Below are 18,533 nucleotides of genomic sequence, written 5' to 3'. Positions count from 1 at the left end.
TAATGCTGCTTATTTGGCTATAGAGCCGGCAATATTTAAAATATCCCAAGGTCTGGAAAAAGGTGGCGCATACAGAAAATCCATCATGGCCAATTCATCAATTTTCACATTCGCCCATATAGCGGTTGCTAACGTGTTCACTCTTAATACCGCGCCTTGCCCACCGGCTATTTGTCCACCTAAAATCACGCGGGTATCGGCATGATAAATAAGTTTTGCTGTTACACTTGTTTGCCTAGCAACATAATTACTGTGATTTTTATCTTTAACTATGACAGTTTTATAGGGGATTGCGGCTTTTTTGGCTTCGTTTTCAGTTAAACCAGTGCGCCCTGCTTCGATATCAAAAACTTTTAACGCTGAAGTGCCAATCGTGCCGGGATATTCGCAATGTCCACCACCTAAATTTTCGCCTACAATTTTACCAAGCTTGTTTGCTCCTGTGGCGAGCGGGATATATACCATTGAATGGCTAACTTTATGGTAAAGCGCGGTGCAATCGCCAGCGGCATAAATATCTGCCATATTAGTTTGTCCAAAGCTGTTAGTGATTATGGCACCATTTTCAAGTGTGTTGATGTTAAGACCTTTATAGATATCACTATTTGGTTTTACTCCCGTTGCAATAATAACCATATCAGCGGGATATCGTCCTTTATCGGTAATCACATGCGTGACATTGTGTGAGCCTTCAAAGCCAAGTACTCGCTCTTGCAAGTGTAGGTCGCAATGTTGTTTAATATTATCTTCAATTAGGTCGGTAATTTGTTCATCAAACGCATCGACAAGGATTCTGTCATCCAATTGAATCAATTTAACCTTTTTTTGTAAGGCGACCAGCGATTCAGCGATTTCAAGCCCAATATAGCCAGCACCGACAACAATAACATTTTGGGTATTTTGGTCTGATAATACGTGTTTGATTGCTAATCCATCGCGCAGATCACGTAATGTAAAAATATTTTTTAGCTGACCATTTTTAAAAACCGGCATAATAGGACTTGCGCCAACCGCCAATAATAATTTATCGTAGCTGTCATCAAAGCAATGCCCAGTATTGTGATCTTTAATGGTTAATTTTTTTTGATTAACATCAATCGCCATTACTTCATGTAACGTTTTAATTTCAATACCATCTTTTTGAAATTGTTCTGGTGTTCGAGATATCATTTCATTGGCATCAGTAAAGTGGTTACCAATGAAATAGGGTAAACCACAAGCGCCAAACGAGACAATATTTGATTTTTCATAAATACGGATGGTTGCCTCTGGGTTCATTCTTTTGGCTTTTGCGGCGGCACTTGCGCCTGCGGCTTGAGCGCCAATGATGATGATTTTCATTTTATTTACTCCTCAGTGCTCAGATACTCAATTATTAATAATATCCTATCATACGCCATAAATTATAGGAGAGATAGACAGCTATTTAGCATTAATATTTGTAAATTTGAATCATTTGAACATTTACAATCACCAGTCTTGCATAATCTTTTTAAGTCACATTACTTATGTAAAAAATTTTAGGAGACTATGAGTTTGAGTATAAGTTTTTAAATGTAAGCGGTTGAGTATGATTAATTAGCTCTATGATAAAACTAATCTGTAAGTCGCTCTCATTTAATGCAGGAATATAATAAAACATTTTTCCGCCTGCATTAAAAAACAGTTCTCGATTTTCTTCATCAATTTCATAAAGGGTTTCAATACAATCTACCGAGAAACCCGGGCAGATAACGTGCACGTTTTTAACGCCACTTTGCGCTAGTGTTTGTAGTGTGTCACTGGTACTTGGTGTAACCCATTTACCTTTACCAAATTTGGATTGGTACGCCATTTGGATTGGTCGATTTATACCATTTGCTCGACATTTTTCGATTAATAACTGTGTGGTCATTTCACAACGTTTAATATAATCTTCTTTTCGTTTGTGAATATAGCTCTCTGGAATACCATGATAAGAAAGTACGAGCACTTCAGGCTCTCCTTGATCTTCAAAAGCCTGCTTAATTTGTAAATAAAGTGCATTAATATAACTTGGATGATCAGCATAATCACGAATATAGCAGATGTTATCGATGATTTGATCAGAGGCGATAATTTGTTTAAGTTTGTCAAGTACTGCCAGAGTTGTGGTTGTGGAATACTGTGGAAAGAGTGGCAATACGGTAATTTTTGAGCATGATTGAAGCTTGTTCAACGCCGTTTGCATATCCGGTTCGCCATAGGTCATGGCTAATTCACATTGGATATTAGGTAAACGCTGCTGTAACTTGTTACATAATAATTGGCTGTAATGTAATAAAGGTGATGCGCCATTTATCCAAATTTTTTGGTAATGGTGAATAATATAAGGTACTCGTTTAGGTATCACAATATACTTTAAAATGGGTGACCAAAACAGCTTAGGTAAATCAACTACATGCCGATCGAGCAAAAACTCAGTTAAATACTGCTTTATTGCATCTGGCGTTGCTGCACTTGGCGTGCCTAAATTAACCAATAATAGACCTTGTTTTTTTTCCACAAGCAATCCTTATTTAGAGTAAAGATAATGGTTGATAATGTTAAGCAGCCGATCCAGTGCCCCTTGATTTTGTTTTAATACTTGATATGCCTGTTCACCAATTTGCTGACTATTACTTTTATTTGCCAAAAGCGTATTAACCGCCGAATAAAGGGCGTCTGCTGAGCTAGCACAAATGATCATCCCGTTAGCTGAAATGAGCTGTTCACAAATAACTTTAAAATTGAAAAAGTGCTCGCCACTAATGATTGGGATGTGGTGGAGTGCTGGCTCTAATGGGTTATGCCCACCATGCTTCACTAAACTACCTCCAACAAAGGCAATATCAGCAATGCCATAAAGTTCTATTAACTCTCCCATTGTATTGCCCAAAATGACTTGTGTTTGTTTAGTCGGAACTTGGTTGCTACTGCGGTTGATATAATTTAACCCGCGGTCATTAATTAATTTTTCGACGGTTTTAAAGCGTTCAGGGTGGCGGGGAACAACGATTAATAACAAATCAGGGCATGTTTGTAATAATCGTTCAAAGGCAGACAAGATGATTTCATCTTCGCCACTATGTGTACTTGCAGCAATAAAGACAGGGCGATTTAATTGCCATTGTTGTTTTAGCATTGCAATTTTTTGCTGCTGTTGAGCCGTTAAATCAATATCAAATTTAATACTACCGGTTATGGCTAAATGATCACTCGGCAAACCCAGTGATACAAAACGCTCTCCGTCTTGCTTATTTTGTGCGGCAATGGCGCTGATTTTTGATAGTAAATGGCTAATCGCTCGTCCTAGTTTGCGATATCGGTTAGCTGATCGTTCTGATAATCTAGCGTTGGCAAGAACCAGCGGAATATTTCGTTTGTAACACTGACAAATAAAATTAGGCCAAAGTTCAGTTTCCATAATAATCACTAATTTGGGCTGAATGGTTTTTAAAAAACGATTTATTGCGCAAGGCAAATCATAAGGTAAATAAACATGATGAACACTATCACCGAGTAACGATTTCACTCGCTCTGAGCCTGTTGGCGTCATAGTGGTTACGGTGATAGGTAAATTAGGATATTGTTGTTGCAATGCTTCGATTAGTGGGATAGCGGCAATCGTTTCCCCCACTGATACGGCATGCAGTAAAATACCGTTAGATTCAACTTTATTTTGGCAAAAACCATAGCGTTCAAGCCAACGCTTACGGTAAGCAGGCGCTTTACAGCTACGCCAAAGTAGCCTGAGCCAAACAAAGGGTTGAATCAAATATAATAAAACAGTATATAAAATTTGCATGCTAATTATTGGGTTAGATCAAAAAAATGTTCGCGGTAATAAACCAGTTCGGCAATCGAATCACGAATATCATCAAGCGCTTGGTGCGAACTCTGTTTGCTAATCCCTTTTAACATTTCAGGTTTCCAGCGTTTAGCTAATTCTTTAATTGTACTAACATCTAAATAACGATAATGAAAATAACGTTCTAAATTAGGCATATAGTTAAATAAAAAACGACGATCTTGCCCAATAGTATTACCACAAATTGGTGAACAGTTTTCAGGTACCCATTGTTTTAAAAATTCGATGGTTTGTTGTTCTGCTTGTTGTTCGCTAATAGTACTTGTACGAACACGCTCAATAAGTCCTGATTTGCCGTGGGTATTTTGATTCCATTCATCCATTAATGCTAATTGCTCATCAGATTGATGAACGGCAATGACTGGTCCTTCAGCAAGGATATTTAAATTAGAATCGGTAACAATGGTTGCAATTTCAATAATGCGATCAGTGGTTGGATTAAGTCCTGTCATTTCAAGATCGATCCAAATAAGATTGCTACTGTTAATTTGTGGTTGTTTGCTCATAATTTGCGATAGACATTTTCTTTTTGATACTGAGTAGTGTAGCATAACTGACAATCTGTTTTAGTAAAAAATGAGTGCTATGGCAAAAAATCAACTCTCCCAAAATCAAAAAAGGCGCGTAGCGGCAAAACACCAGCAACGATTAGCTATAAAACAAGATGAAAGTCTATCAAATTTTTCATCCCCTCGTGATGGCGTGGTGATCAGTCGTTTTGGTAAATCGGCTGATGTCGAAGATGATGCCGGCCTTATTTATCGTTGTAGTATTCGGCGCACGTTACCGTCGTTAGTCACTGGCGATAAAGTTTTGTGGCGCGAAAGTTTAGAGCCGAACACCAATGGCATCATTGAAGCGGTTCATCCTCGGCATTCTGAACTTGTTCGGCCTGATTTTTATGATGGTGTTAAACCCGTTGCCGCAAATGTTGATCAAATCGTGATTATTTCGGCTGTCTTGCCAGAACTATCACTAAATATTATCGATCGCTATTTAGTGGCTTGTGAAAATACTGATATACAACCGATTATTGTTTTAAACAAAATTGATTTACTCAATGATCAGCAACGCGCTGATGTTGAAAAACAATTGGCGATTTATACTCATATTGGTTATCAATTATTATATGTTTCATGCCAAAATCAACAAGGTATTGCGGTATTGCAAGATGCCTTGCAAGGTAAGGTTTCTATTTTAGTTGGGCAATCTGGTGTGGGTAAATCAAGTATTATTAATTTACTGTTACCTCATCAATCACAATCAGTGATGACTGGAGATATTTCAGAAATATCAGGTCTTGGTCAACATACAACCACATCCTCTCGGCTTTACCACTTACCAAATGGTGGCGATATTATAGACTCACCAGGGATCCGCGAATTTGGTTTATGGCATTTAGAGCCAGAACAGGTAATTAGGGGGTTTAAAGAATTTGACAATTATTTAGGTGGTTGCCATTTTCGTGATTGTAATCACCTTGATACGCCAGGTTGTTTGCTACAAAAAGCAATGCAAGACGGTCAAATTGCCCCATCAAGGCTTGATAACTATCATCGAATTTTACAGACAATGCAAGAAGTAAAGGCAAAAACTAATAAAAGTTATAAATAATCAGTTATACTATTTTAGTGGGCAGTTAGGTAAATCACCTAGATTCCACCATGAAGTGCAATTTGTCTTAACTCCTTCGAATAAAAGGAGGCAGGGCTTTTAAACTTATGCCGTTTTCTTGGGCGTGTGTTCAATAGATATTGTATTTTCTTTATCTGTTCGTCGTCAACTAATGAAATGGCCGCTGACTTTGGTATAAACTGACGTATTAAGCCATTGGTGTTTTCATTTGTGCCTCTTTGCCAGCTTTTATAAGGCTCCGCAAAGTATACGCTAGTATTTAAATAATGCTCAATCGCATGATGATAATTAAATTCCATCCCATTATCAAAGGTGATGCTTTTAACCATCTTTTTAAACGGCGTTAGCAATTTTATTATCATATCTCTCGTTTTGGCGGCGGTACGTTGATTGAGGCGTTCAATGAGTACTAGTCCAGTTTTGCGCTCAACTAACGTCAATAATGCTTGCTTATCTTTACGGCTAATTATGGTATCGCCCTCCCAATGTCCTTGCGTTTTCCGGCTTTCTACATAACTTGGACGTTGTTTAATTGGCCGTTTATATCGACGGCCTCCTTCTTTAATACTCGGTGCCTTGCAATGCCGATAAGCTTTACCTTTTCGCCTTAGATAAGGTTTGAATTGTTCATAGCGTGCTTTATTTTGATAAAGGTAGTTATAGACTGATTGGACGCTGATTTTCTTTAAACGTGCAGCAATCTGCTCTGGGCTGTAATAAAGCATGAGGTATTTTTCAACTTGACGCCATACCGAATACTCTATTGCCTTACCATTACCGCTGTTTTTTCGCCTTTTCCTAGCAAGTGTCACCGCCTCATGTGCTTGATAGGCTTGATAAGGATGTCTATTGAGTAGCTGCGTTATCTCTTTTTATTCTTTCCAGCTTGTAATAATACAAAAATCTGGTATCTTTCCTTCCCAGAAAGGTGATTATAATACATAGCAATCTCCAAACTGTGGTGGTGCGAAGGGGCTAGTATAAATCACCTTCCTACTTTCTTCACTCCACCGTGTCTAAAATTGCACTTCATGTTTGAATCCAGGAATATCAATTAATGCGATTTGAATTATAGATAATGGGGTTAATTTAATAGTACAATCCCCAATTATATTGGGGGATTTAATTAAAATTTTCTTTTACTGTTTATATTGAGATAAAAATTTAGCAAACCTTCCAATAGCATCTTCAAGTTCACCTAAATGAGGTAAAGCAACCATCCTAACATGATCTGGTTTATGCCAGTTAAAACCAGTTCCTTGCACAAGTAAGACTTTTTCTTGTAATAAAAAATCTAAAACTAATTTCTGATCATTGTGAATATTAAACTTTTTTTGATCAAGTTTTGGAAATAAATACAATGCACCTTGTGGTTTGGTGCATGAAACTCCAGGAATATCATTAAGCAAACGCCATGCTAGCATACATTGATCGTACAAACGTCCGCCAGGAGTGATAAATTCATTAATACTTTGGTAGCCGCCTAGCGCTCCTTGAATAGCATGTTGTAATGGCACATTAGCACATAAACGCATGGAAGCAAGCATATTCAAACCTTCAATATAGCCTTTTACATGGTGTTTTGGGCCACAAAGCGCCATCCAACCTTGCCTAAATCCAGCTACACGATATGTTTTTGACAGCCCACTCATAGTAATGACAAATAAATCTGGTGCTAATGCAGCAATGGAATGATGCACAGCATCATCATATAAAATTTTGTCGTAAATCTCATCAGCAAAAATAATTAAGTTATTTTGACGAGCTATTTCTGCGATCTCAAGTAATACTTCTTTACTATAAACAGCTCCCGTTGGGTTATTCGGGTTAATAATGACAATACCTTTTGTTCTTGGTGTGATTTTTTGTTTAATATCATCTAAATCTGGCGACCAGTTTGCTTCTTCATCACAAAGATAATGTACGGCGTTACCTCCAGACAAGCTAACCGCCGCTGTCCATAATGGATAGTCTGGCATAGGCACAAGTATTTCATCACCAGTGTTAAGTAATGCTTGCATGGACTGAACAATAAGCTCAGATACGCCATTACCAATATAAATATCTTCAACATCCAAGCTTGTGATCCCTCTAGCCTGATAATGTTGCATAATTGCTTTTCGTGCAGAGTAAAGTCCTTTTGAATCACAATACCCTTGTGATGCAGGTAAATTGCGAATAACATCAACCAATAATTCATCTGGCGCGGCAAAACCGAATGGGGCTGGATTTCCAATGTTGAGTTTTAAGATTGTTTGACCTTCTTCTTCTAATCGTTTTGCGTGTTCAAGGATTGGTCCTCGGATGTCATAACAAACATTATCCAATTTGTTGGATTTTTGGAAATTTACCATAATTTTACTCTTTTTTTATTTTTACTGAAAAAAATAATCTACTCCTATTTAGATAATTTTTAAAGATATTATTATGACAAGCTTAAAAAATATCACTTAGTTGAGTGAAATTTATGCGTCATAGAGATGTAAAATAATTTTAAACGCAATAAAACCATTAGTTAGGGAATTAAGAATCTGGTTAAACTTGAAAAATCTATTGGAGATAAATTAAAACAGTAAGCTAAAGGCGATAACAAAACCTACCTGAGAGAAATGCTGCAGGTTGATACCAAAGGTTTACCTTTACTTAAAAATAAAACCAAACAGCAAACTAGAGAATTTTTGCTTGTTGGTATAAATATGATTTTTTGTTTTTTTTACATAAACACAGGGCGTTCCTGAAACTTCTTGACAAAAATGGCGCTGTCTTTGTTGGTTAGATAAATGTTTATGTAGATAAACTGCGATAACTAGCGTATCAAGCAAAAATCGACAAAAACCACCTACCCATAAACCAATAGGAAAGCCGTTAGAGGATTATTTTAATCATGAATGTAAACAACTCAGCGTTTCTATACCTGATGCAATGCATTTTAGTTCTATAAAAATTTGTAAATCAAGTGCTATAAATATCTTAGAGCAAGAGGCTAAAGGAGAAGCAATCATTTGTAAAGATGGTGGAAATCGCACAAGGACAGAGATACGCCGTGAAATAACAAATCGAATAATCGATTTTTTAGCTAAAGCGAATTTAAATTAAGCGCCTATATTTTAGAAATATACTGCGGCAGGAGCCACAGTATATTTAATGAATTACTCATTAAAGGCTTTGTAGTACTTTTTCAACACTGTCTTTCGCATCACCAAATAACATATAGCTATTTTCTTTAAAAAATAGTGGATTTTGTACGCCTGCATAACCAGTATTCATTGAACGTTTAGAAATGATAACAGTCTTTGATTTCCAAACTTCAAGAACAGGCATGCCTGCTATTGGGCTATTAGGATCTTCTTCTGCCGCTGGGTTAACTGTATCATTAGCTCCAATTACCCAAACAACATCAGTATCAGGGAAGTCATCATTGATTTCATCCATTTCTAATACAATATCATAAGGCACTTTTGCTTCAGCTAATAATACGTTCATATGCCCAGGTAAACGCCCTGCAACGGGGTGAATACCAAAACGAACTTCTATCCCCATACCACGTAGTTTTTCTGTAATATTACTGACAGCTCCTTGAGCTTGCGCAACAGCCATACCATACCCCGGAACAATGATAACAGAACGTGCTTCTTTTAATGTTTGAGCAACTTCCGCTGGTTGCATTTCGCGGTATTCACCTTGTTCTTCATCAGATGAACTTGCTGAACTGCCATCACTACCAAATCCACCGGCAATAACACTGATAAATGAGCGGTTCATTGCTTTACACATAATATATGAAAGAATTGCACCTGATGAACCAACTAATGCGCCTGTTACAATTAATAGATCGTTGCCTAACATAAAGCCTGCTGCTGCTGCAGCCCAACCAGAATAAGAGTTTAGCATTGAGATTACAACAGGCATATCAGCACCACCAATTGAAGCGACAAGGTGGAAGCCAAATACAAATGCAATTATTGCCATAATTAATAGACTAATAAGTGCACCAGCTCCGCTTTCTACTTCAATGAAGGTAAACATTAAAATGATAGAAACAACAATTGCAGCTAAATTCCAATAATGTTTATTAGGAATAGAAAGTGGTTTTGAGCTAATGCGTCCATTTAATTTACCAAATGCGACAACAGAGCCGGAGAAGGTTACTGCGCCGATAAAGACACCAACAAAAATCTCAACTAAATGTACGGTTAACTCCCCGCCTTGAAAATTTTGAATGTGTGGATCTAAATAGCTGTTTAGGCCAACTAGAACCGCAGCCATACCAACAAAGCTATGAAGTAGCGCAACAAGTTCTGGCATTTGCGTCATTTCAACTTTCTTAGCAAGATATAACCCAATTGCTGCACCAATAATCATTGCGATTACGATCCAGTGTAATCCACCTTTAATACTTGCAACTGCAGCAATAAGAGCGATAGCCATACCAATCATACCGTAGATATTTCCTGATTTGGCTGATTCTTGGTTAGAAAGACCACGTAAACTAAAGATAAAAAGTAATGCAGCGATAACATAGGCTGCTTGAATGATTCCATTACTCATGGTTTATTCCCTCTCTTACTTGCCACGTTGGAACATTTTTAGCATTCTTTGCGTAACAAAGAATCCACCAAAAATATTGATACTAGCAATCAAAATAGCAACAAAGGCAATTGCCGTAGTTAAGCCATTATCATCACCGACTTGTAATATTGCTCCGACTAATATAATTCCGGATATCGCATTAGTTACCGACATGAGTGGTGTATGTAAAGAATGTGTAACATTCCACACTACGTAGTAACCAACAACGCAAGATAATGCAAAAACAGTGAAATGCCCTAAAAAGCTTTCAGGTACAGAATTCGCAAGCCAGAAATAGGCAAGAATGGCTAATGCAAAAATTCCATATTTTTTACGTGGATCCATTGTTTTTGGTTCAGGTTTAGCAATTGGCTCAGAAGTTTTTTTCTGAGGTTGAGCTGATACTTGAATTGGTGGTGCTGGCCAAGTGATTTCTTTATCCTTAACTACAGTTACACCACGAATTACAACATCTTCAAAATTGATATCAATATTGCCATCTTTTTCTTTAGCAAGCAGTTTTAATAGATTAACAATATTAGTACCATAAAGCTGTGATGCTTGTGCTGGCATACGATTAGCTAAATCAGTATAACCAACAATTTTTACATTATTCTCAGTTTCGAAAACCTCACCTGGTTTAGTTAACTCACAGTTACCACCAGTTAACGCAGCCAAATCAACAATAACACTACCCGGTTTCATTGATTCAACCATTTCTTTCGAAATGAGTTTTGGAGCTGGTTTACCTGGAATTAGTGCAGTTGTTATGATGATATCAACATCTTTAGCTTGTTCTGCAAATAGTGCCATTTCAGCTTCAATAAAGGCCGCTGACATCTGTTTAGCATAACCGTCACCTGAACCAGCTTCTTCTTCAAAATCTAACTCTAAAAAGTCAGCGCCCATGCTGTTAATTTGTTCGGCAACCTCAGGGCGAGTATCAAATGCGCGAACAATTGCGCCTAAACTTACTGCAGCACCAATTGCTGCAAGGCCTGCAACACCTGCTCCAATAACTAATATTTTAGCAGGGGGCACTTTACCTGCTGCAGTAACTTGACCTGTAAAGAATCGACCAAATTGATTTGCTGCTTCGATAACTGAACGATAACCAGCAATATTAGACATTGAGCTAAGAGCATCTAAAGATTGCGCACGTGAAATACGTGGAACACAATCCATAGCCATGACAGTAATATTTTTGGCGGCTAATTTTTCTAATAATTCTTTATGCTGAGCTGGATAAATATAACTAATAAGGGTTGAACCCTCTTTCATTAAAGCTATTTCATCATCAGTTGGTGCGTGAAATTTCAAAATTAGATCATTTTGCCAAATATCTTGTGTGTTTTGGATTGTTGCTCCAGCATCAATAAAAGCTTGGTCTTCAAAATGAGCTGCATGTCCAGCTCCTTGTTCTACAGAAACTGTAAAGCCAAGTTTTAACAGTTGTCCAACCGTTTGAGGAGTTGCTGCAACTCTAGCTTCATTGGCTAACCGTTCTTTAGGTATACCGATATGCATTTTGTTACATCCTTATGTTAGTTTATAGAGAGTGTGTTGATTTTAGCATAAATAGGCATCAGTGCGAGTAGGGAATCAGTTTTTTATTCAAGAAATAAGATTTTAATTTATTTTAATGATATTTATTAATTAATATTATTATAAATTCAAATATACCAGTAATCATTTAAATGATGCCATTTTAATTCTTTCTTAGAATTCCATTACAAAATTACTCTATATTGTTATATAATTGACGTCATTTTTGTCTATGCCGTGAATAATGGATATTCTGCGGTATGTTTCTATTTTGTTCTCCTTGAATTAAGGAACGTTTATGATTGATTTTTCCCAATCAGTGCCGGAACTGGTCTCTTGGGCAAAAAAGAATGATTTTTCGATCACGCTACCGGTTGAAAGGTTAGCTTTTTTATTGGCCATTGCCGTATTAAATAGCGAACGCTTTGATGGTGAAATGACCGAATCTGAATTAATTGATGCTTTTAGGCATGTTTCGTCAATTTTTGAACAAAGTGAAGATACCATCACAATCCGTGCTAATAATGCAATTAACGATTTAGTACGTCAGCGATTCATTACCCGATTTACAAGTGATATGACTGATGGTTTTTCTATTTATCGTCTAACACCATTAGGAATAGGCATTTCTGATTATTATATTCGCCAACGTGAATTTTCAACGCTGCGCTTATCCATTCAGTTATCTATTGTTGCGCAAGAATTAAAACGAGCTGCGGATGCAGCCGTCGAAGGTGGTGATGATTTACATTGGCATCGAAATGTCTTTGCGCCATTAAAATATTCGGTCGCTGAAATTTTTGACAGTATCGATATCACACAACGAGTGATGGATGAACAACAGGCTGATGTTAAACAAAATATTTCTGCTCTATTAAGTCAAGATTGGCAAGCAGCAATTAGCAGTTGTGAAGGATTGTTAACTGAAACATCACAAACATTGCGTGAACTGCAAGATACTTTAGCTGCTGCAGGTGATAAATTACAAGCCAGTTTACTTTTAATACAAGATGCGACGCTTGATAATCCAGAACTCGATAAAATCAACAATATCGTTATGGATCTGCAAGGTAAACTAGATCGAATTATTGGTTGGGGGCAAAAAGCGATTGACCTTTGGATCGGTTATGATCGCCATGTTCATAAATTTATTCGTACCGCTATTGATTTAGATAAAAATCGTGTATTTTCGCAACGTTTACGAAAATCAATTCAAGGATACTTTGATCTGCCTTGGTCACTCACTTTTGCTAATGCCGATCGCTTACTTGATATGCGTGATGAAGAATTGGCTTTACATGATGCTGAAGTAACTGGGGAATTACCGTCGGAACTTGAATTTGAAATGATTGAAGAGATTCAAGAACATATTATTGCTCATATTGAACAAAATTTAATGGTATTTAAGCAAGAAAATAAACCACTTGATATGGGCGCTACCATTCATAACTATTTGGCTCAGTTCCCGCGTGAACAACATTTTGATATAGCGAGATTATTTATTGATCAGGCTATTCGTCTCGGTATTGCTGAAGATGATTGGCTTGGAATTCCTGCCGAATGGAAACCTATTAACGATTATGGAGCTAAGGTACAAGCACATGTCATCAACAGATACTAACGATTTCGAAACACAACAAAGCGCACCTCATCTTGATGAAGTTATGGGGCGTATAGCAGCGAGTTCTCAGGCGTCCATCGATAAATATATGCCGGTTAAGTTGGCTCAAGCAATTGCTAATCCGATCTTTCCAGAACTGGATAGTTTACTACGCTCTGGCCGCCATATTGGTATTGATGAACTTGATCATCATGCTTTTTTAATGGATTTCCAACTTGAGCTTGAACAATTTTATCAACGTTATAATGTTGAGCTAATTCGCGCGCCTGAAGGATTTTTCTATCTTCGCCCTCGCTCAACAACATTGATTCCTCGTTCAGTATTATCGGAGCTTGATATGCTTGTTGGCAAAGTACTTTGTTATTTGTATTTAAGTCCTGAAAGATTAGCGCATGAAGGGATTTTTACCTTACAAGAATTGTTTGATGAACTAGTTTCATTAGCCGATGAGAGTAAGTTACTCAAATTAGTAAACCAACGTTCAACAGGTTCAGATTTAGATCGCCAAAAACTATTTGATAAAGTGAAAACAGCGCTAAATCGCCTGCGTCGACTAGGTATGATTTTTTTTATTGTTGGTAATGACAGTAGCCGTTTTCGCATCAACGAGTCTATTTTCCGTTTTGGTGCCGATGTACGAAGTAGTGATGATGCACAAGAAGCGCAATTACGCCTAATTCGAGATGGCGAAGCAATTAAAATCGAATCAGCACTTATTTTAGATGATAATAATGAAGAACAAGATGAAGATGTTAATGAGGAGACTGAATAATCATGATTGGACACGGTAAATTTCACTCATTAACGCTAATTAACTGGAATGGTTTTTTTGCACGAACTTTTGAGCTTGACCAATTAGTTACGACATTATCTGGTGGTAATGGTGCTGGTAAATCAACCACCATGGCGGCATTTGTAACTGCATTAATACCCGACTTAACTTTATTACACTTTAGAAATACAACCGAGGCTGGAGCCACATCAGGCTCACGAGATAAAGGCTTGCATGGTAAATTAAAACCAGGTGTCTGTTATTCTATGCTGGACGTAATTAACTCACGGAACCAAAGGATTATTTGTGGTGTACGTTTGCAACAAGTAGCAGGGCGTGATAAAAAAGTCGACATCAAGCCATTTTTATTACAGGGGTTACCTGTTGGTATTAGTCCAACTGAATTAGTAACCGAACGTTTAAACGATAAACAAGCGCGAATCTTATCGTTACCAGAGTTAAAAGATAAAGTCGAATCAATGGAAGGCGTTATCTTTAAACTATTTAACTCAATTACTGATTATCATTCGGTTATGTTTGATTTTGGTATTTTACCAAAACGCTTACGCTCTCCATCCGATAGAAGTAAATATTACCGTTTGATTGAGGCCTCACTTTATGGTGGTATCTCAAGTGCCATTACTCGTTCCTTGCGTGATTATTTATTACCAGAAAATAGTGGTGTACGAAAAGCTTTCCAAGATATGGAAGCCGCATTACGCGAGAATCGGATGACGTTAGAAGCTATTCGAGTAACTCAATCAGATCGTGACTTATTTAAACACTTAATTACTGAGTCAACTAATTATGTGGCAGCTGATTATATGCGCCGTAATAATGAACGCCGGGTTCATATAGAATCAGTACTTGGCCTGCGTCGTGATATGTTTAAAACGCAAGATCTGCTTATAAGCAATCAATACCGCCAAGTTGAAATGGCAAAAGAACTTAAAGAATATCAAGATGCGCAAAATGATTTGGAAACCGATTTACAGGCTGCTAATGATCACCTCAATTTAGCACAAACAGCGCTGCGCCAACAAGAAAAAATTGATCGTTACCAAGCAGATTTAGATGATTTAAACTTAAAGTTAGAAGAACAAAACGAAGTGGTGCTTGAAGCGAATGAACAGTATCAAACCTATCGTGATCAAGTTGAACAAACAGAACAAGAAGTTGACGAAATCAAGACTCAATTAGCTGATTATCAACAAGCGCTTGATGTTCAACAAACTCGTGCAATTCAATACCAACAGGCTTTACAAGCATTAAAAAATGCGCAAAGTTTATGCCAGTTACCAAAATTAGGTATTAGTAATATTGAAAATCACTATGAATTGTTTGAAGAAAAACAAAAAGAGATCACCGAACAAATTCTTGAGCTTGAGCAAAAATTAAGTGTATCTGATGCGGCAATTAATCAATTTGACCGTGCTTATCAATTAGTGATTAAATTAGTCGGCGATGTCAGCCGAAGTGATGCTTTTGCGGCAGCGAAAGAAGCATTAAGACAATGGCCATCACAATGTTACCAAGCAGAGCAAGCCGAGCATTTACAGCTACAACTAGATGAGCTAGAACAACGATTTTTTGAACAAAAAGAAGCCGAATTATTATTAACACAATTTTGCAAACGTATTGGTCGCCAAGTTAATTATGATGAGCTTGATGAACTAAAACAAGAGCTTGAAGTACAACTTGATAACAACGCAGTATTGGCTAATGAATCAAGCGAAAAACGTATCGAATTTAGACAAGAGCTTGAACAAATTCAATCAAAAATAGCTGATTATCGTCAAAAAGCTCCATTATGGTTGAAAGCACAAGATGCATTAATCGCTTTACAAGAACAAACTAGCGAACAGTTTAATAACAGTCAAGATGTCACTCAACATATGCAAAAACTGCTAGAAAAAGAGCGAATACTTGTTACTGAGCGAGATCAAATCAGTTTTAGACGCAACCAATTAGATGTTCAAATTGAACAACTAAATCAACCTAGTGGTGTCGATGATGGCCGTTTGTCTTCGTTAGCAGAACGATTTAATGGTGTATTACTTTCTGAAATTTATGAAGATGTAACAATTGATGATGCACCTTACTTTTCTGCATTATATGGTCCATCAAGACAAGCTATTGTTGTACCAGATTTATCATTAGTTAAACAGCAATTAGAAAACCTTACTGCAAGTGATGAAGATTATCCTGAAGATATCTATTTTATCGAAGGTGATCCTTCATCATTTGATGATAGTGTTTTTGATTGTGAGGAAATGAATAAAGCGGTACTTGTCAAAACGGGCGATCGTCAATGGCGATTCTCAAGCTTTCCTCAAGTACCGCTATTTGGGCGAGCAGCTCGAGAAGTTCATCTTGAAAAACTATCTGCTGAGCGTGATGAGTTACATGAACGTTATGCGACAATCTCATTTGATTTACAGAAATTACAACGTATTGAACAAAATGTTGGGCAATTTGTTGGTCAATATTTAGCTGTAGCTTTCGATGTTGATCCTGAAGCCGAAGCGCAAAAGCTTTCGTCACGACGCAACGAAATTGAACGTCAATTATCGTCTCAGGAAAGTATTGATAAACAAAATCAGCAACAAGTTACTAATTGCAAAGAACAATTAGCAACCATAAATCGCTTGGTTGCGCAAATGCATTTATTGGCTGATGATGATCTGGCCGATAGGGTTGACGATTTACGTGAACAAGTAGCACAAGCACAAGAATCTGCGCAATATGTTAGCCGTAATCGTAATACCGTTTCAGAGCTTGAACCAATTTTAGCTGTTTTACAAAGTGATCCTGAACAAAATGAGGTTTTACGAGAACAATACAATACAGTTAAAGCACAACAACAGACTATCCGCCAACAAGTTTTTGCCTTAACTGAAGTAATGCAACGTCGTGCCCACTTTAGCTATGAAGACTCGGCAGGTATGTTAAATGAAAATAGTGATTTAAATGAAAAATTACGTTCTCGATTAGAAGTCGTCGAAGTTCAAAGAACTGAAGCTCGCAGTCAGATGCAACAGTATCAAGACAAATACAATCAATATAACCAAACGCTAGCTTCGCTTAAAAGTGCATTTGAAACTAAGCGCGATATGCTTAATGAGCTACAAAAAGAAATTGAACAAATTGGGGTAAAAGCCGATGCGATCACTGAAGAACGTGCTCGATTACGTCGTGATGAAATCCATCAAAAATTAAATAACAATCGTCAACATTGTACATCGCTTGAAAAGCAACTCATTATGTGCGAAAGCGAAATGACACAATTGCAAAAACGACTAACTCAAACATTGCGAGATTATAAGCAACTACGGGAACAGGTAGTGCAAGCCAAAGCGGGTTGGTGTTTAGTCTTAAGGCTTGTTAAAGAAAATAGTGTTGAACGGCGTTTACATCGACGTGAACTTGCTTATTTAAGTGCTGATGAATTGCGCTCAATGTCAGATAAAGCATTAGGTTCGTTACGTTTAGCTGTTAATGACAATGAACATTTACGGGATGTATTAAGACTATCAGAAGATCCAAAACGCCCAGAACGTAAAATTCAATTCTATATCGCTGTTTATGCTCATTTGCGTGAACGGATTCGCCAAGATATTGTTAAAACTGACGATCCAATTGAAGCCATTGAACAGATGGAAATCGAATTGTCACGCTTAACAGAAGAACTCACTTCGCGTGAACAGCAACTGGCAATTAGCTCGAAGAGTGTATCGAATATTATTCGTAAAACCATACAGCGCGAACAAAATCGTATTCGTATGCTTAACCAAGGATTACAAGCAGTGGCATTTGGTCAAGTTAATGGCGTGCGTTTAAATGTCAATGTTCGCGAAGCTCATTCAACTCTTTTAGCTGCACTTGCCGATGAGCAAAATGAACATCAAGATCTATTTAGTAATAATCGTATTACCTTCTCAGAAGCGTTAGCTAAACTTTATCAACGTTTAAATCCACATATTGATATGGGACAACGAACTGCTCAAAATATTGGTGAAGAACTGCTAGATTATCGAAATTATCTTGAAATGGATGTTGAGGTGAATCGAGGTGCAGATGGTTGGTTACGTGCTGAAAGCGGTGCATTATCAACGGGTGAAGCAATTGGTACAGGTATGTCAATTTTACTTATGGTGATTCAAAGTTGGGAAGAAGAATCCAAACGACTTCGGAATAAAGATATTTTACCATGTCGTCTACTATTCTTAGACGAAGCAGCTCGACTAGATGCCAAATCAATTGCAACACTATTTGAACTTTGTGAACGATTAGAAATGCAATTAATCATTGCTGCTCCAGAAAACATCAGCCCAGAAAAAGGTACAACCTATAAGCTAGTCCGTAAAGTTATTAATAACCAAGAACATGTGCATGTAGTTGGTTTGAAAGGTTTTGCGTAATATTCTATTATTTTTTGCTTTTTCGCCGACAATTGTCGGCGAAATTTTGGTTGAAAATACAAACAAACTATGAGTTTCTTAAATTCAGTTAAATTATATAAA

Annotated in this window: 12 protein-coding genes; 4 read left to right on the top strand and 8 right to left on the bottom strand. The window is 37.2% G+C overall.

All coding sequences use genetic code 11. The features are described from left to right. Positions 1-9: 9 nt before the first annotated feature. From GQ590_RS08245 to orn, 4 genes are all read right to left on the bottom strand, one after another. Positions 10-1,341 (bottom strand): CoA-disulfide reductase, encoded by a 1,332-nt coding sequence (locus tag GQ590_RS08245; protein WP_160407924.1) that lies wholly within the window; start codon positions 1,339-1,341, stop codon positions 10-12. 187 nt (positions 1,342-1,528) lie between these two features. Then, positions 1,529-2,524, bottom strand: a complete 996-nt coding sequence (gene hemH, locus GQ590_RS08240; protein ID WP_160407926.1) for a ferrochelatase — start codon at positions 2,522-2,524, stop codon at positions 1,529-1,531. A 9-nt stretch (positions 2,525-2,533) separates the two neighbouring features. Continuing rightward, a complete protein-coding gene (waaA, locus tag GQ590_RS08235) occupies positions 2,534-3,805 on the bottom strand; it encodes a lipid IV(A) 3-deoxy-D-manno-octulosonic acid transferase (protein WP_160407928.1) in 1,272 nt (423 codons plus the stop codon). A gap of 5 nt (positions 3,806-3,810) precedes the next feature. Then, positions 3,811-4,374: an oligoribonuclease gene (gene orn / locus GQ590_RS08230; RefSeq protein WP_160407930.1), complete on the bottom strand. Its 564-nt coding sequence runs from the start codon at positions 4,372-4,374 to the stop codon at positions 3,811-3,813. 79 nt (positions 4,375-4,453) lie between these two features. Here orn and rsgA point away from each other — a divergent pair, with 79 nt between their 5' ends. Further along, positions 4,454-5,482 (top strand): small ribosomal subunit biogenesis GTPase RsgA, encoded by a 1,029-nt coding sequence (rsgA, locus tag GQ590_RS08225; RefSeq protein ID WP_160407932.1) that lies wholly within the window; start codon positions 4,454-4,456, stop codon positions 5,480-5,482. 38 nt (positions 5,483-5,520) lie between these two features. Here rsgA and GQ590_RS08220 read toward each other — a convergent pair whose 3' ends face one another. The 4 genes from GQ590_RS08220 to pntA form a co-directional block, all read right to left on the bottom strand. Continuing rightward, complete coding sequence (locus GQ590_RS08220) at positions 5,521-6,369, bottom strand: IS30 family transposase (protein WP_160408014.1); 849 nt, start codon at positions 6,367-6,369, stop codon at positions 5,521-5,523. Between the two features lie 273 nt (positions 6,370-6,642). Then, entirely contained in the window at positions 6,643-7,857 is a 1,215-nt protein-coding gene (locus GQ590_RS08215; protein WP_160407934.1) for a pyridoxal phosphate-dependent aminotransferase, read from the bottom strand. An 802-nt stretch (positions 7,858-8,659) separates the two neighbouring features. Continuing rightward, positions 8,660-10,051: a Re/Si-specific NAD(P)(+) transhydrogenase subunit beta gene (pntB, locus tag GQ590_RS08210; protein WP_160407936.1), complete on the bottom strand. Its 1,392-nt coding sequence runs from the start codon at positions 10,049-10,051 to the stop codon at positions 8,660-8,662. 15 nt (positions 10,052-10,066) lie between these two features. After that, a complete protein-coding gene (gene pntA, locus GQ590_RS08205; protein ID WP_160407938.1) occupies positions 10,067-11,599 on the bottom strand; it encodes a Re/Si-specific NAD(P)(+) transhydrogenase subunit alpha in 1,533 nt (510 codons plus the stop codon). A 316-nt stretch (positions 11,600-11,915) separates the two neighbouring features. Here pntA and mukF point away from each other — a divergent pair, with 316 nt between their 5' ends. The 3 genes from mukF to mukB are packed head-to-tail and all read left to right on the top strand — an operon-like array spanning position 11,916 to position 18,431. Beyond that, positions 11,916-13,238: a chromosome partition protein MukF gene (gene mukF / locus GQ590_RS08200; protein ID WP_160407940.1), complete on the top strand. Its 1,323-nt coding sequence runs from the start codon at positions 11,916-11,918 to the stop codon at positions 13,236-13,238. Positions 13,239-13,281: 43 nt separating this feature from the next. Then, entirely contained in the window at positions 13,282-14,010 is a 729-nt protein-coding gene (gene mukE / locus GQ590_RS08195; protein ID WP_160408016.1) for a chromosome partition protein MukE, read from the top strand. A 2-nt stretch (positions 14,011-14,012) separates the two neighbouring features. Further along, on the top strand, positions 14,013-18,431 hold the full coding sequence (gene mukB, locus GQ590_RS08190; protein WP_160407942.1) for a chromosome partition protein MukB: 4,419 nt from the start codon (positions 14,013-14,015) through the stop codon (positions 18,429-18,431). Positions 18,432-18,533 lie beyond the last annotated feature (102 nt).

This window comes from Gilliamella sp. Lep-s35 (assembly GCF_009795845.1).
Classification (GTDB): Bacteria; Pseudomonadota; Gammaproteobacteria; order Enterobacterales; family Orbaceae; genus Gilliamella.
This window is presented reverse-complemented; position numbering and strand designations above follow the sequence as displayed.

Bases quoted from the DNA above. Each gene is read 5' to 3' on its own strand.
- orn (WP_160407930.1), bottom strand. From the start codon at position 4,374: ATGAGCAAACAACCACAAATTAACAGTAGCAATCTTATTTGGATCGAT.
- waaA (WP_160407928.1), bottom strand. From the start codon at position 3,805: ATGCAAATTTTATATACTGTTTTATTATATTTGATTCAACCCTTTGTT.
- mukE (WP_160408016.1), top strand. From the start codon at position 13,282: ATGGGGCGTATAGCAGCGAGTTCTCAGGCGTCCATCGATAAATATATG.
- GQ590_RS08215 (WP_160407934.1), bottom strand. From the start codon at position 7,857: ATGGTAAATTTCCAAAAATCCAACAAATTGGATAATGTTTGTTATGAC.
- rsgA (WP_160407932.1), top strand. From the start codon at position 4,454: ATGGCAAAAAATCAACTCTCCCAAAATCAAAAAAGGCGCGTAGCGGCA.
- mukF (WP_160407940.1), top strand. From the start codon at position 11,916: ATGATTGATTTTTCCCAATCAGTGCCGGAACTGGTCTCTTGGGCAAAA.
- pntA (WP_160407938.1), bottom strand. From the start codon at position 11,599: ATGCATATCGGTATACCTAAAGAACGGTTAGCCAATGAAGCTAGAGTT.
- mukB (WP_160407942.1), top strand. From the start codon at position 14,013: ATGATTGGACACGGTAAATTTCACTCATTAACGCTAATTAACTGGAAT.
- GQ590_RS08245 (WP_160407924.1), bottom strand. From the start codon at position 1,341: ATGAAAATCATCATCATTGGCGCTCAAGCCGCAGGCGCAAGTGCCGCC.
- pntB (WP_160407936.1), bottom strand. From the start codon at position 10,051: ATGAGTAATGGAATCATTCAAGCAGCCTATGTTATCGCTGCATTACTT.